Source organism: Pseudomonas sp. MF6747 (genome assembly GCF_963890955.1).
GTDB lineage: Bacteria > Pseudomonadota > Gammaproteobacteria > Pseudomonadales > Pseudomonadaceae > Aquipseudomonas.
Genome location: NZ_CAWPSZ010000012.1, coordinates 143,688 through 156,917, shown reverse-complemented (window position 1 = coordinate 156,917; position 13,230 = coordinate 143,688). Strand labels below are relative to the sequence as shown.

Sequence of the window (13,230 nt, the reverse complement as noted above, 5' to 3'; positions counted from 1 at the left end):
CCTGCCAACACATGATCAACCCTGACCCTGAGGATGGAACAACCCCTAACTGTTTGGAGAACTGCCATGAGCGCCAACGTCGACCAGAACAACCGCCCCGACTACGACCAGGTCCTGCAGGACATCGCCGATTATGTCCTCGATTACCGCATCGACTCCCAGGCCGCATTGGACACCGCCCGCCACTGCCTGATGGACACCCTCGGCTGTGGCCTGCTGGCCCTGCGTTTTCCCGAGTGCACCAAGCACCTGGGGCCACTCGTGGAGGGCACCGTCGTGCCGTTCGGGGCGCGCGTGCCGGGCACCTCGTTCCGCCTGGACCCGGTCAAAGCCGCCTGGGACATCGGCTGCATCGTGCGTTGGCTCGACTACAACGACACCTGGCTCGCCGCCGAATGGGGCCACCCTTCGGATAACCTCGGCGGCATCCTCGCCGTGGCCGACCACCTTTCGCAAAAGCGCGTGGCCAATGGCGACGCGCCGCTGACCGTGCGCGCGGTGCTGGAAGCGATGATCATGGCCCACGAAATCCAGGGCGTGATCGCCCTGGAAAACTCCTTCAACCGTGTCGGCCTCGACCACGTGTTGCTGGTGAAAGTCGCCTCCGCGGCGGTTTCCGCCAAGCTGATGGGCGCCAACCGCGAGCAGTTGCTCGCGGCCTTGTCCCATGCGTTTGTCGACGGCCAGGCACTGCGCACTTACCGCCACGCGCCAAACGCCGGTTCGCGCAAATCCTGGGCCGCCGGGGATGCGTCGAGCCGTGGCGTGCGCCTGGCCGATATCGCCTTGCGCGGCGAGATGGGCATTCCGGGTGTGTTGAGTGCGCCGCAGTGGGGCTTCTATGACGTGCTGTTCAGTCACACCAACAACGACCTGGCGCTCAAACCTGAGGACAAACGCGCGTTCCGCCTGTCGCAGCCCTACGGCACTTATGTGATGGAAAACGTACTGTTCAAGATCAGCTTCCCCGCCGAATTCCATGCGCAAACCGCCTGCGAAGCCGCAGTGACATTGCACCCGCAGGTCAAAGCTCGCCTGCATGAAATCGAGCGCATCGTGATCACCACCCACGAGTCGGCGATTCGTATCATCTCCAAGGTTGGCCCGTTGGCCAACGCCGCCGACCGCGACCACTGCCTGCAATACATGACCGCGGTGCCGTTGGCCTTCGGCAATCTGGTGGCCGAGCAGTACGAGGACGCGTTTCACGCGGCCCACCCGATCATCGATGAATTGCGCCAGAAGATGGTGATCGTCGAAGAGCCACGCTACAGCCGCGAATACCTGGAGGCGGACAAACGCTCCATCGCCAACGCGGTGCAGGTGTTTTTCAAGGATGGTTCCAGCACCGAGCAGGTGGCGGTGGAGTACCCGATTGGCCATCGTCGGCGTCGGGTGGATGGCATTCCATTGCTGGAAGACAAGTTCAAGGCCAACCTGGCCACGCGGTTTACCGCGCAGCGCAGTGACGAGATATTTGCGTTGTGCAAGGATCAGGCGCGGCTTGAGGCTACGCCGGTGAATCGATTTGTGGACTTATTTGTAATCTGACAAACACCACCGCGCCAATGTGGGAGCGGGCTTGCTCGCGAAAGCGGAGTGCCAGGCATTTCATCTGTCACTGACCCAGCGCATTCGCGAGCAAGCCCGCTCCCACAATTTGACCGAGTTCAAGTGCAAGGCCGTGGTGATCTGCTTTTCTGTGGAAGCCTACATACTGCCTTCCACATCATCCAGGCTGAAGGTCTCGGTATGGTCGTCATAGGAGAAAATCTCCGCATACCGGCCCCACGCCACCACGCTTTCCAGGGTTTTCTGCACAAAGGCTTCGGTCATCGAGTCCTCCAGCTCCTGCTCGAAGCGCACCCGTGGCGCGCGGTGCCCGCTGCGCTCAAGCAACACCTGATGAATGCGCGCGGCCAGTGGCACGTGCCGGATCAAATGCTCGGCGAACAGGGTTTTGCGTTCCTGGGTGCCGTAGTCGGCGAACAGTTTGCCGGCGTCGGTAAGGGTGATGTCGGCGTCCTTGAGTTCTGCGAAACCCAAATGCTCGAGCATCTCGGCCACCGGGAATAAATCGTCCACTTCCAGCAAACGGCGCTCGGCCACCGTGGGCAAACCTGCGTGGCCGTTGTAAGGCTCGGCGGCGAGGGTTTCGATCAGGCCGGCCATCAGGTTGGTCGACACTTCCGGCAGCAGGCTGCCCATTTTCAACTCGGGGATGCCTTTGGCATCGGCGCTGCGCCGGTCGGTCATCAAGGCATAAATGTCGTCGACCATTTGCCGAAAGGTCGGGTCCAGGCGGTTGCGCGGGTGCGCGAATGGCACTTTGATTTCGGCGACCACGCGGCCAGGGTTGGACGACAACACCAGGATGCGGTCGCACATCAGCACCGCTTCTTCGATGTTGTGGGTCACGATCAGGATCGATTTGATCGGCAGTTGCTTGCCGCTCCACAAGTCCAGCAAGTCGGTGCGCAGGGTTTCGGCAGTGAGCACGTCGAGGGCCGAGAACGGTTCGTCCATCAGCAGCAGCGTCGGGTTAACCACCAGGCCACGGGCAAAGCCCACGCGCTGGCGCATGCCGCCGGACAATTCGCGCGGGTAGGCGTTTTCGAACCCGTCCAGGCCGATCAGGTCGATGGCGGCCAGGGCACGGCGGCGGCTTTCCTTGCGCTCGACTTGCAAGGCTTGCAGGCCGGCTTCCACGTTTTCCAGCACGGTCAGCCAGGGGAACAGCGCAAAGGTCTGGAACACCATGGCCACGCCTTCGGCCGGGCCGTTGAGCGGCACGCCGTTGTAGTGAACTTCGCCCGACGACGGCTGAATCAGCCCGGCGATGATGCGCAGCAAGGTGGACTTGCCCGAGCCGGAGCGCCCGAGCATGCCGACGATCTCGCCTTCGTGCAGGCTCAAGTCCACGCCGCTGAGCACTTGCAGCTCGTCTTTGCCCTTGCCGAAAACCCGGTTGACGTTTTTCAGCGAGTAGATTTGCGGGGTATCAGCAGCGTGTTCGGTATTGGTATTCATCACAGCGAATCCCGTCAATTCAAGCGAAGTTTGTTTTCAGCCAGGGCGTACATCGGCCGCCAGACTGCGCGGTTGAAGGCCACCACAAAGATCGACATCACCACCACGCCCAGGGCGATTTTCGGGAAGTCGCCGGCGGCGGTGGTCTGTGCAATGTAGGCGCCCAGCCCGTGGGCGACCACGTTGTCCTGGCCCCAGGACACGTACTCGGAAACGATACTGGCGTTCCACGCGCCGCCCGAAGCCGTAATGGCCCCGGTAACGTAATAGGGGAAGATCCCCGGCAGCATCACCTTGCGCCACCACAACCAGCCGCGAATGCGGAAGTTGGCGGCAGCTTCCTTGAAGTCATTGGGAAACGCGCTGGCCCCGGCGATCACGTTGAACAGGATGTACCACTGGGTGCCCAGCACGATCAGCGGGCTCAGCCAGATGTCCGGGTTGAGCTTGTAGTGCAGGATCACGATGACGAATACCGGGAACAGCAGGTTCGCCGGGAAGGCGGCGAGGAACTGCGCCAGGGGCTGGATTTTCTCCGCCAGGCTGGGGCGCAGGCCGATCATCACGCCCAGCGGCACCCAGATGAGTGATGCGATCAGGATCAGCCCGGTTACCCGCAGCAGCGTGATCAGGCCCAACACGAACACATGGCCGACCTCGGCAAAGGTCACTTCGGTGCCGACGTACTGCACGATGTGATACAGCGCATACGCGGCCAGCAGCGCTATGAGTGTGCCCCACACCCAATCGATCACTTTTGACGCCTTCGGTGTTTCTGCCGGCAATGCCTTGAGCGCACCGCCCGCAAGGCTGAAACGCTTGTTACCGATACGGCTGATGGCACGGGTGATCGGGCGCAGGATGCGCTGAACCACGCGCGTACGCTGGATCAGGTTCAATAGCCAGGATTGCGGCGCGGCGCCCTGAGAGGCCGTGGTCTCCATGCGGAACTTGTCGGCCCAGGCCACCAGCGGGCGGAACAGGAACTGGTCATACATCAAGATGACCACAATCATCGCCAGGATCACGTAACCCACGGCGTGCAGGTCTTTCTGGGCAATGGCCAGGGCCAGGTAAGAACCCACGCCCGGCAGGGTGATGGTCTTGTCGCCGACGGTAATGGCTTCGGAGGCGACCACAAAAAACCAGCCGCCGGACATGCTCATCATCATGTTCCAGACCAGCCCGGGCATGGCGAAGGGCACGTCGAGCTTCCAGAACTTCTGCCAGCCGGAGAGCCGCAGGTTGGTCGACACTTCAACCAGGTCGTGGGGCAGCATGCGCAGCGACTGGTAGAAACTGAACGTCATGTTCCAGGCCTGGCTGGTGAAAATCGCAAAGATCGCGGCGAACTCGGCGCCCAGTACACGCCCGGGAAACAGCAACAGGAAAAACGTCACGGTAAACGAGATATAGCCGAGCACCGGCACCGATTGCAGGATGTCGAGCACCGGCACCAGCAGTTTCTCGGCACGCCGACTTTTGGCGGCCAGGGTGCCGTACAACAGGGTGAAGACCAGCGCGGCGACCATCGCCGCCAGCATGCGCAGGGTGGTGCGCATGGCGTATTCCGGCAGGTTGGCCGGGTCGAGGGAGATGACTTCACTTTGCAACGTGGCGATCGGTGCCCAGGTTTCCCGCGCCGTAATGGAGAAAAACAATAAAAAGCCGATCACCAACGGCAAGGCGACCAAATCCCAGCGATTGGGCAGCAAGCGCAGCGTGGACGCCGGTAAATAGTGACGAAACACTCTGTTCATAGGCAGTCAGTCCTGCAGCGTTCAGGGGCGTGATGGGAGTGAGCTTAGCTGCTGCACGAATGACCCACCGAGAAGGGCGGGCGCTGTTTTCGTGAGTCAGGGGCAACGAGGCGTTGCTGGCGGGATTGTACGTTTCTGAATGTTACAAGCACATAAATTTGCTGTCAGTTTCCTGTACGAACTGCGGCTTATGTGGTGGTGCACCGGGCGTGCGCCCTGACACAACCGCAAGACACCACTGTTTTTTGCCTGAGATACAAATAGCCACTTACCCGCCCTACGGTTCCGGAACCCTCTTTCAGAGAAACGCCAATCAGGTAACCAGACGGCGTGCGAACGCAGGCCTTCGAATCGGCAATCACCCCTCCACTATCTGAATCCGGGAAGGTCCCTATGACTAGCGTAAACACTCGACCAGCACCCTACACGGTTGGCTATGAACAGCCTCAAAAGCCGTCGCCCATCAGCTACCAGGACAGCGCCCACGCATCCGAACGCACCAGTACCCCGCCCGATTCGGCGCCGCTGCGTCCCGCGATGACGCCCGAGCAGCGCGGCCAGTTCTCAAGTCATAGCGCCATCGTGAACCCGCCAACGTCACAGGGCTCGGAGGCAACGGACTTGCTGGCAGAACTGACGCAAAAAAATATAGCGCTTCGTGCCAAGTTCCAGGGGTTTGCCGCCGAGGTTGGGCCGCAGATCCAGAGCCTCCAACAGCAAGTCGTCGACCTGACTCAGCAACTCAATACCACTCGACCCTCCTCGAATGAGCCTGAGGCTGCGCCGCAGAACCGTTCTGCAGGTGAGCAGCACACTGCGCCGTCGCAGGCTACGCCGGTTACACAGGACCCATCGGGAACTGAGCCGGGCCAGGCTCAAAGCCTTGAAGCGTTGAACCGTGAGAGCAAAGCGTTTCGTCAGGAAGTGTTAGCGTTTTTCGGGGAGCTCAAGACGGTGATTCAGCAACTGCAAGAGCAAATTCAGGGCTTGGCTCAACGCATTGACGCGATTGGCACGCCTCAGAACGCGGTGCCTTCTGAGCCGGACAATTCCGCTGAGACGGGTCCGTCACCCGACGCAACTGCGCCCGCGAGTGACTCAACGCCGGTCCCGAGCGATGAGCCAGACGCGACTTCTGCGCGTGGCGTCGAAGCACTCATGAGCGAAAACGCCCAGCTCCAGGCTGGGCTTGATCAGATGGAAGCGCAGTTCAAGGCCGTGGTTGCGCAGCTTCAGGCGCAGATCGAAGCCTTGAGCAAGAAAATCAGCGAGCAAAAGCAATAAGGGCTGCACCGCGTCGGCCGTGTATGGGGGCACCCCATACGGGCCGCGTCAGGGTTGATCTATCCCTCGAACCGCAGGATCACCCGGCGGTTGTGCTTGCTCTTCTTCTCGATTTTCTCGCAGAACACCCGGCCGATTTCCTCGGTGTTGATCACATGGGTGCCACCGCATGGCTGGATATCGATGCCGGCGATTTCAATTACCCTCACCGAACCCTGAATCACCGGCGGCGCTACCGCCTGGGTACGGGTGATCTGCAGCAGGGTTGAGTACTCCGAGGCGGGCATCGACAGGGTTTTTACCACGTGGGCCTGCTCGATCAGGGCGTTGAGGTCGCGGGTGATGCTGTCTTTATCGAGGGTCATTTCCGGCAAGTCGAAATCCAGCCGGCCTTTGTCTGCGCTGATGCTGCAACCGGTGACGGGGGCATCAATGATCGAGCACAGCAAATGCAGGCAGGTGTGCATCTTCATATGCTGGTAGCGGCGCTCCCAGTCCAGACCCGCGTCCACCTGGACCCCGGCAGTCAACTGCGGCGGACACTCTTCGACTTGATGCCAGATGATCGAACGCAGCACCGGGTCGCGTACAGTGCCGATCACCTCGACGCGCGTGCCATCGGCCAGTGTCAGGTGCCCGGTGTCGCCCGGCTGGCCGCCGCCGGTGGGGTAGAACAGCGTGTGCTCCAGGGCAATGCCGTGTTCGCTGACAGCAATTACCCGCGCGCTGAAGGCATTCTGATAGGGCGCGCTGTCGAACAGCGCCAGGGTTTCCATGGTGTGCACAGACATGTTCAACCTCCGACAATCAGTGGGCTGGCTTGCAACAGGTGGCGCACCATCGCACTCAAGCCAGGGGGGGAGAGCAGGGTGATTTCAAATTCCGGCCCGCAGATTTTCAGGTTCAGCGGCAAGCGTGGCAGCTGCTCGCCGACGTCGAGGCGGCGCAGGCGAAACTGCAGGTGATGACGCTCTTTCACCGTGGGCTCCAGCATCAGCCCCTGCAACGGGTGAAAGTCGGCGTCGAGCACCGTGACCTTGTGGCTGGCATTCACTTCACCGACCACATGCAAACGCTCGTCCAGGGCAAACGCCCCGAGGTAGTTGCTGTGGTCTGACTCATCGTTTTTCTGCAGTTGAACCTGATTAACCACCTTGACCTTGGTCCCTGCAGGCACGTCCTGGGTGATGACGCACGAAGGGCTGATAAACACGTTGTCGCCGATCAGCACATAACCCAACACGCGGGCGCCGGCGCCGACCTCGACGTTGTTGCCCAGGCGCGGGTGGCGTTTGCCATCCGGGTTGTTGGCGATCCCGCGGGCGCCCAGTGTCACGCCGCAGAGGATGTAGCAGTCGTTGCCGATCTCGCAGGTTTCGCCGATCACTGTGCCGTAACCGTGGTCCAGCACGAAGCGCCGGCCTATGCGCGCAGCGGGATGGATCTCGGCTCCAGAGAGGATTTTGCCCTGGTTGCTGAGCTTGAGAGCCATGCGCGAAAACTCGCCATTGGTTTGATCGGGGAAATGCCATACCAGGTGCGCAAGGCGGTAAAACAGCACGGCCTTGAACGAGGCATAGGATTCCAGAATCAACTCGCCGCGCCCGCGTGACGCCGGGTCGCGGTAGGCATAGGCGATCAAGTCTTCGGCCACCGCCTGGGCGGCGTTCTGGATCAGCGGCGCCAGGTGCGGTTCCAGCTGCTTGATCTGCGCAGGCGTCAAGGTCTTGATGAGGTGGGTGAGCAACTCATCGTGCAGCTGTTGCATGTCGATAAAGCCCCCCATGGAGGCACCCCCGCGTTCTGGATGGTTGGGAAACCGGTTATTCGAAACTGGGCAGGTAGCTGTCAGCATTGTCGTAGACCATGGTCAACACCACCGTTTCGGGCGGCAGTTCGGGGGCGAGTTGGGCGATGGCGACCATGTTGGCGGCCGAGGACAAGCCCAGGCTGATGGCGTCGGTGCGCATGATGCGTTTGATCATGTCGATGCAGGCCTGGTGCGACACCTTGAGCATGCCGTCGATCACGTCCAGGTTGAGAATGCTCGGGATCAAGCCAATCGACAGGCCCTGGATATGGTGCGGCGCGTGCTGGTTTTTCAGCAGGTCGCATTCCTCCGGTTCCACGCCCATGACCCGCAGTGCAGGCCAGGCGGCCTTGAGCGTTTCGCCGATGCCCGTGAGGTGGCCGCCGGTGCCGATGCCGCTGACGAAATAATCCACGCGCCGTTCACCGAACACGCGAAGGATTTCCGGGGCGGTGGTGTCGCGGTGGGTTTGCGGATTGGCGCCGTTACGCTGCTGGTTGAGCATCACGTAGCTGGGGTTTTCCAGCTGCAGCTCCATGCACTTTTCGCCGTGGGAGTTGTTCCCCAGACGGCTGTCCGACAGCACCACCCTGGCACCGTACAGGCGCAGCAGTTTCTGTTTTTCGGGGCTGTAGTTGTCCGGGATCACCAGCACCACTTTGTAACCCAACACGTTGCCGGCCATCACCAGCCCAATGCCGGTGTTGCCGCCGCTGGGCTCGATGATGGTCTGCCCGGAATCACGCATCAGCACACCGCGGCGCTCGGCGTCGAGGATCATGCCCAGGGCGATGCGTGCCTTGTGGCTGCCACCTGGGTTGAGGGATTCCAGCTTGGCGTAGACCTCGATGCCAAGGTCTTCGGAAAACTGCGCCAGACGCACGATCGGCGTGTGGCCGATCACGTCAAGAATGGAGTTATGCAACATCGGTCAGCCCCCGGATCAGTACAAAGGCATGTCGGGTTCGACGTCGCGAACCCAGTGTTTCATGCCGCCCTGCAGGACTTTGGTGTTGGCGAAACCGGCGGCCAGCAAGGTGCTGGCGGCTTGCTCGGCGCGGGAGCCGGCGTAGCAGATCAGGTAATGGGTGTTGTCGCGGCTGAGGCTATGCAGTTGCTCATCCAGTTCGGCCAGGGGGATATGCACCACGCCTGGCAGTTTGCACACCTCCAGTTCAGTGGCGTCACGCACGTCCAGCAGCACATCGGCGCTGCGGTGGTGTTCAAGCACTTGCTTGAGTACTCGCGGCTTGATGTAGCGTTCTTCGGCCAGTGACGGTTGGCTGGGCACGGCATCGGCACACACTGTCGGCGCCACGGGTTCGCTGCGACGCAGCGCCGAGCAGCACGGGCAGTCGGCGCGACGCTTGAAGCGGATTTCGCTGAATTTCATCGCCAGCGCATCGAAGCGCATCAACCGACCGGACAGCGGCTCGCCAATGCCGATCAGCAACTTGATGGCCTCGGTGGCTTGAATCATGCCGACCACCCCCGGCAAGACGCCGATTACGCCGCCGGCGCTGCAGTTGGGTGCCAGCTCGGCAGGCGGTGCAGAGGGAAACAGGCAGCGGTAGCACGGCCCACCTTTATAGTTGAGCACACTGATCTGCCCGTCGAAGCGGTAGATGGCGCCGTAGACCAGCGGCTTACCCAGCTGCACGCAGGCGTCGTTGACCAGGTAACGCGTGTCGAAATTATCGGTGCCATCGATCACCAGGTCGTAGGCGCCTACCAGCTCCAGGGCGTTGTCGGCGTTGAGGGCGGTGTCGTGCGCGTTGATCTGGATGTGCCGGTTCAGATCCTGCAGGCGCTGCTTGGCCGACTCGACCTTGGGCATGCCCAGTGTGCTGTTGCCGTGAACGATCTGGCGTTGCAGGTTGCTGCTTTCCACCACATCGAAGTCCACCAGGCCCAGGGTGCCAATGCCGGCCGCCGCCAGGTACAGGCTGATGGGCGAGCCGAGGCCGCCGGTGCCGATGATCAATACCTTGGCCTTTTTCAGGTTCAACTGACCTTCGCGCCCGACGCCAGGCAGAGTGATATGGCGCACGTAGCGCTGCACTTCTTCATTGCTTAAAGCCTCCACGTCCATGCCGCCCGAGGTGGCGAGCAGCACTTCGATTCTGGCTTTTTCCGGCAAGGGTTCGTCGGCGTCGATCAGTTCTTCCTCGGCCGTGAACAGGAAGTGTTCCTTGAGCTGATTGTTCTGCTCGTGAAACAGGTGCGGGCGCAGCTGCGGATGGCTGCTGCAGAGGTTTTCAATGACTTCGCGCAATGTCGATCCGGTGCCCTCGAGGGTCGATTCCGGCAGCTTGGCCACGCGAACCAGAATGTCGGGGAAAGAGACAGCGTTCATGGACAACTCCGTGTGCAGGTCGTTGAAGGGTTGAGGGGCGAAATGCTTGCCGTCCCAGGCAAACAGCTTTGAGCCCAGGGCCTTGCCCTGGCGTACATCCACCACCAGGTAGCTCACGGGGTAGATCGGCTCACCCAGGAACAGCGCCTTGTCCTGGTCTTCGTCACTGAAATAGGCGCCGACATCCGGGTGCGAGTGATAGATCACCACCACCGGGTTATCACTGCGCAACGCCTTGTTCATCAACAGGGTGTCGGCCACCGAGAAGGTGTAGCCGTTGGCCGCGCTGCGCGAGTACATCTGGGGGTTCTTGCGGTGCAATTCGTTCTGGATATTGCTGCCCAGGTACACGCTGCCGTCGGCGAAGACAAAACCACAGCATTCCTCTGGGTAGCTGCGGCTGGCGTGGGCATAGATCTGCTCCAGGGCATTGGGGCGGAGGACGTCCATGTTTCTCTCGCGTTGCTGATAGGGGTGGGTCAGGAGGCTCAATTTTTCTTGGCCAGGAGTTTTTCGACAGGCAGCTTGGTGATCGCAAAACCAGCCAGCAGGATGGCGGAATACAGCATCAGGTCACGGGAAATTTCCACGCCTTCGTACCAGGCGCCGATGATCACCGCGAATACCGGGAAGATGATGAACACGAACGACAGAATGATCGGACTCAAGCGCTTGAGCAGCATGAAATACACGATAAACCCGCCCACCGACGCCACCAGCCCCAGGTAGAACAGCGCGCTCCAGGAACGCAGCGTGATGGTTTCAAAGGTTGGAGTTTCAAACCACAGGCCGGCCACGAACAGCATCAACCCGGCAATGCCGATGGGCAGTGTGTTGTAGGTGATCACGCTGATGGCGCTGCCTTTTTGCTTGGTAATGACGTAGCACAAGGCATGCATGATCGCGGCGGTCAGAATCGCCAGCACCCCGAAGAACTCGGCGTGGTCCAGGTGCAGGCCCTGGCTCTTGATGATCATGTAGAGGCTGCCGAAACCGATGCCGATGCCGACCACCTGGGAAAAATAGATGCGCTCGCGCAGAAACAGCGCGGAAAAAATCAGGATAAACACCGGCATGCAGCTGAACAGCAGCGCGGTGAGGCCTGAAGAAACATGCATCTCGCCGTAGTTGAGCAGGTAATAGGGAACGCTGAAGTAGGACAGCGTCACGAATACGAAGAACCAGCGGCTTTCACGCGGGAACAGGATGGGCTCGCGGCGCACCAGGGCGAAACACAGGAACAGCGGGAAGGCGATCAGGAAGCGCAGGCCCGCGGAGGTCAGCGGTGGCACGCTTTCGACGGCGATCTTAATCCCCAGCCATGTAGTGCCCCAACTCAGGCACACGATAAGAAACATCACGCTGGTTACCAGGCCGGCCAACCACTGTTTCTGAGTTTTTGTTTTTGTTGTGTTTTCAAGAACGGCGGACATTGGCATCGTTTATTGCTTCCCTGAGCCGGAATTGAACTCTATATTGACTGTGTATTAAGTTGTTTCATCCGGTGATTGAACCCGTAAAAGCACACTATTAGGGCGAATGATGGCTGTCAAAACAAATATTGACATGGTGTCAATTATGCGTGAGGGGTTGTCCAGCGGTCAGGGCGTGAAGTACAAGCGCCTGTCCGATGTGATGGAACGGGGCATCCTTGAAGGCTTGATTGAACCCGGACGAAAACTGCCGCCCCATCGGGTGCTTTCCGACAATCTGGGTGTGACCATCGGCACTATCAGCCGAGCCTACGGCGAACTGGAACGCCTTGGGTTGGTGGTGGCGCGAGTGGGTGACGGCACTTTCGTGCGCAAGCGTGGGATGGAGCGCCAGCGTGATGAAGGTTTTCGCAACGTCAGCGAGGAGCCGCGCCATTACTTCGACATGAGCCGTAACATGCATATTCCTGGTCAGGAGACGGTGTTTCTGGCCCAGAGCTTTCAAACGTTGTCGACCAACGCCAAGTTTCTCCAGGACATCAGCGCCTACACTCCGGATGCCGGTTTGCCGCGCTACCGTGAGGCCGGGGCGCAGTGGCTGGTGCAGCGTGATTTTCATCCGATTCCCGAACAGGTCATCTGCGTCAACGGCGGTCAGCATGGCCTGCTGTGCGCGATGATGGCATTGCTGCGGGCGGGCGATACGGTGGTTACCGAACAGCTGACCTATCCAGGGCTGATCACGGCCGCGCGCATGCTCGGCGTGCGCCTGATCGGCCTGGAGATGGATGAAGAAGGCGTGCTGCCGGGCGCGCTGGATGAAGTCTGTCGTAATCACCGGGTTTCGGCGTTGTATTGCACGCCCACCATCCAGAACCCGACCACGGCGGTATTGTCGGTCGCGCGCCGGGAAGCGTTGGTCAAGGTGTGTCGCGAGCACAATCTGCTGATTCTGGAAGACGAAGCCCACGGCGTATTGGTAGAAGATCGGCCGCCGCCCCTCAGCCATTTCGCGCCTGAACGTACGATTTTGATCAGTAGCCTGAGCAAGGCGGTGTCCGCAGGTTTGCGGGTGGGCTATGTGCACGCGCCACCGGCGCTGGTCAGCCGTATTTCGGCGGCCTTGCGCTCGACGTGCTGGATGGCCACGCCAGTCACCCTGGAGCTGGCGACCCAGTGGATCGAAAACGGCACGGCGGAATACCTGCTACGTCAGCAGATCAACGAGATCAGCCGCCGCAAAGCCCTGGTGCGCGACCTGCTGACCGGCCTTGAGTACCGCACCCACCTCAACAGTCCGCATTTTTGGATTGAAGTGCCGGAGCCATGGCGCGCGTCGGAAATCGAAGCGGAACTCAAGCAGAATAATTACCTGATCGCCACGGCCGAGGCCTTTGCCGTAGGGCAAACGGCGGTGCCGCAGTTTATTCGGGCGAGTATCTGTAATACGTCGGGTGACGATCAATTGTTGCGGGCGGGGTTTGATGCGCTGGCCACGGCGTTGGGGCAGGGGGGGGGGCGGTTTCACCTGTAGGCCGGTTTACCGCGTTAACGTTC

At 60.7% G+C, this 13,230-nt stretch carries 10 protein-coding genes; 3 read left to right on the top strand and 7 right to left on the bottom strand.

What is annotated here, in order from left to right; translation table 11 throughout:
* The first annotated feature begins 66 nt into the window (after positions 1 to 66).
* On the top strand, positions 67 to 1,551 hold the full coding sequence (gene prpD, locus AACW30_RS13400) for a 2-methylcitrate dehydratase (RefSeq protein ID WP_200622811.1): 1,485 nt from the start codon (positions 67 to 69) through the stop codon (positions 1,549 to 1,551).
* 159 nt (positions 1,552 to 1,710) lie between these two features.
* Here prpD and AACW30_RS13395 read toward each other — a convergent pair whose 3' ends face one another.
* Positions 1,711 to 3,030, bottom strand: a complete 1,320-nt coding sequence (locus tag AACW30_RS13395; protein ID WP_200622809.1) for an ABC transporter ATP-binding protein — start codon at positions 3,028 to 3,030, stop codon at positions 1,711 to 1,713.
* Positions 3,031 to 3,044: 14 nt separating this feature from the next.
* Positions 3,045 to 4,790, bottom strand: a complete 1,746-nt coding sequence (locus AACW30_RS13390) for an ABC transporter permease (RefSeq protein ID WP_106576293.1) — start codon at positions 4,788 to 4,790, stop codon at positions 3,045 to 3,047.
* Between the two features lie 393 nt (positions 4,791 to 5,183).
* On the opposite strand from AACW30_RS13390, the gene AACW30_RS13385 reads away from it, so the two are divergent.
* Positions 5,184 to 6,074 (top strand): hypothetical protein, encoded by an 891-nt coding sequence (locus AACW30_RS13385; protein ID WP_200622808.1) that lies wholly within the window; start codon positions 5,184 to 5,186, stop codon positions 6,072 to 6,074.
* Positions 6,075 to 6,133: 59 nt separating this feature from the next.
* Here AACW30_RS13385 and AACW30_RS13380 read toward each other — a convergent pair whose 3' ends face one another.
* The 5 genes from AACW30_RS13380 to AACW30_RS13360 are packed head-to-tail and all read right to left on the bottom strand — an operon-like array spanning position 6,134 to position 11,622.
* Positions 6,134 to 6,865 carry an alanyl-tRNA editing protein gene (locus AACW30_RS13380; protein ID WP_169367416.1) on the bottom strand — a complete coding sequence of 244 codons (732 nt, stop codon included), beginning with the start codon at positions 6,863 to 6,865 and terminating at the stop codon, positions 6,134 to 6,136.
* A 2-nt stretch (positions 6,866 to 6,867) separates the two neighbouring features.
* Positions 6,868 to 7,860, bottom strand: coding sequence for a serine O-acetyltransferase (locus AACW30_RS13375; RefSeq protein ID WP_106576296.1), 993 nt, complete (start codon positions 7,858 to 7,860; stop codon positions 6,868 to 6,870).
* 37 nt (positions 7,861 to 7,897) lie between these two features.
* Positions 7,898 to 8,812 carry a PLP-dependent cysteine synthase family protein gene (locus tag AACW30_RS13370; RefSeq protein WP_200622807.1) on the bottom strand — a complete coding sequence of 305 codons (915 nt, stop codon included), beginning with the start codon at positions 8,810 to 8,812 and terminating at the stop codon, positions 7,898 to 7,900.
* A gap of 15 nt (positions 8,813 to 8,827) precedes the next feature.
* Positions 8,828 to 10,690, bottom strand: coding sequence for a molybdopterin-synthase adenylyltransferase MoeB (moeB, locus tag AACW30_RS13365; protein ID WP_106576298.1), 1,863 nt, complete (start codon positions 10,688 to 10,690; stop codon positions 8,828 to 8,830).
* Positions 10,691 to 10,728: 38 nt separating this feature from the next.
* Positions 10,729 to 11,622, bottom strand: coding sequence for a DMT family transporter (locus AACW30_RS13360; protein ID WP_164487959.1), 894 nt, complete (start codon positions 11,620 to 11,622; stop codon positions 10,729 to 10,731).
* Between the two features lie 160 nt (positions 11,623 to 11,782).
* Between AACW30_RS13360 and AACW30_RS13355 the strand changes: the two genes are divergently transcribed.
* On the top strand, positions 11,783 to 13,207 hold the full coding sequence (locus tag AACW30_RS13355; RefSeq protein WP_106576709.1) for an aminotransferase-like domain-containing protein: 1,425 nt from the start codon (positions 11,783 to 11,785) through the stop codon (positions 13,205 to 13,207).
* Positions 13,208 to 13,230 lie beyond the last annotated feature (23 nt).

Excerpts from the sequence above, each read along its gene's own strand:
- prpD (WP_200622811.1), top strand. The coding sequence starts at position 67 with ATGAGCGCCAACGTCGACCAGAACAACCGCCCCGACTACGACCAGGTC.
- AACW30_RS13395 (WP_200622809.1), bottom strand. The coding sequence starts at position 3,030 with ATGAATACCAATACCGAACACGCTGCTGATACCCCGCAAATCTACTCG.
- AACW30_RS13390 (WP_106576293.1), bottom strand. The coding sequence starts at position 4,790 with ATGAACAGAGTGTTTCGTCACTATTTACCGGCGTCCACGCTGCGCTTG.
- AACW30_RS13385 (WP_200622808.1), top strand. The coding sequence starts at position 5,184 with ATGACTAGCGTAAACACTCGACCAGCACCCTACACGGTTGGCTATGAA.
- AACW30_RS13380 (WP_169367416.1), bottom strand. The coding sequence starts at position 6,865 with ATGTCTGTGCACACCATGGAAACCCTGGCGCTGTTCGACAGCGCGCCC.
- AACW30_RS13375 (WP_106576296.1), bottom strand. The coding sequence starts at position 7,860 with ATGGGGGGCTTTATCGACATGCAACAGCTGCACGATGAGTTGCTCACC.
- AACW30_RS13370 (WP_200622807.1), bottom strand. The coding sequence starts at position 8,812 with ATGTTGCATAACTCCATTCTTGACGTGATCGGCCACACGCCGATCGTG.
- moeB (WP_106576298.1), bottom strand. The coding sequence starts at position 10,690 with ATGGACGTCCTCCGCCCCAATGCCCTGGAGCAGATCTATGCCCACGCC.
- AACW30_RS13355 (WP_106576709.1), top strand. The coding sequence starts at position 11,783 with ATGGCTGTCAAAACAAATATTGACATGGTGTCAATTATGCGTGAGGGG.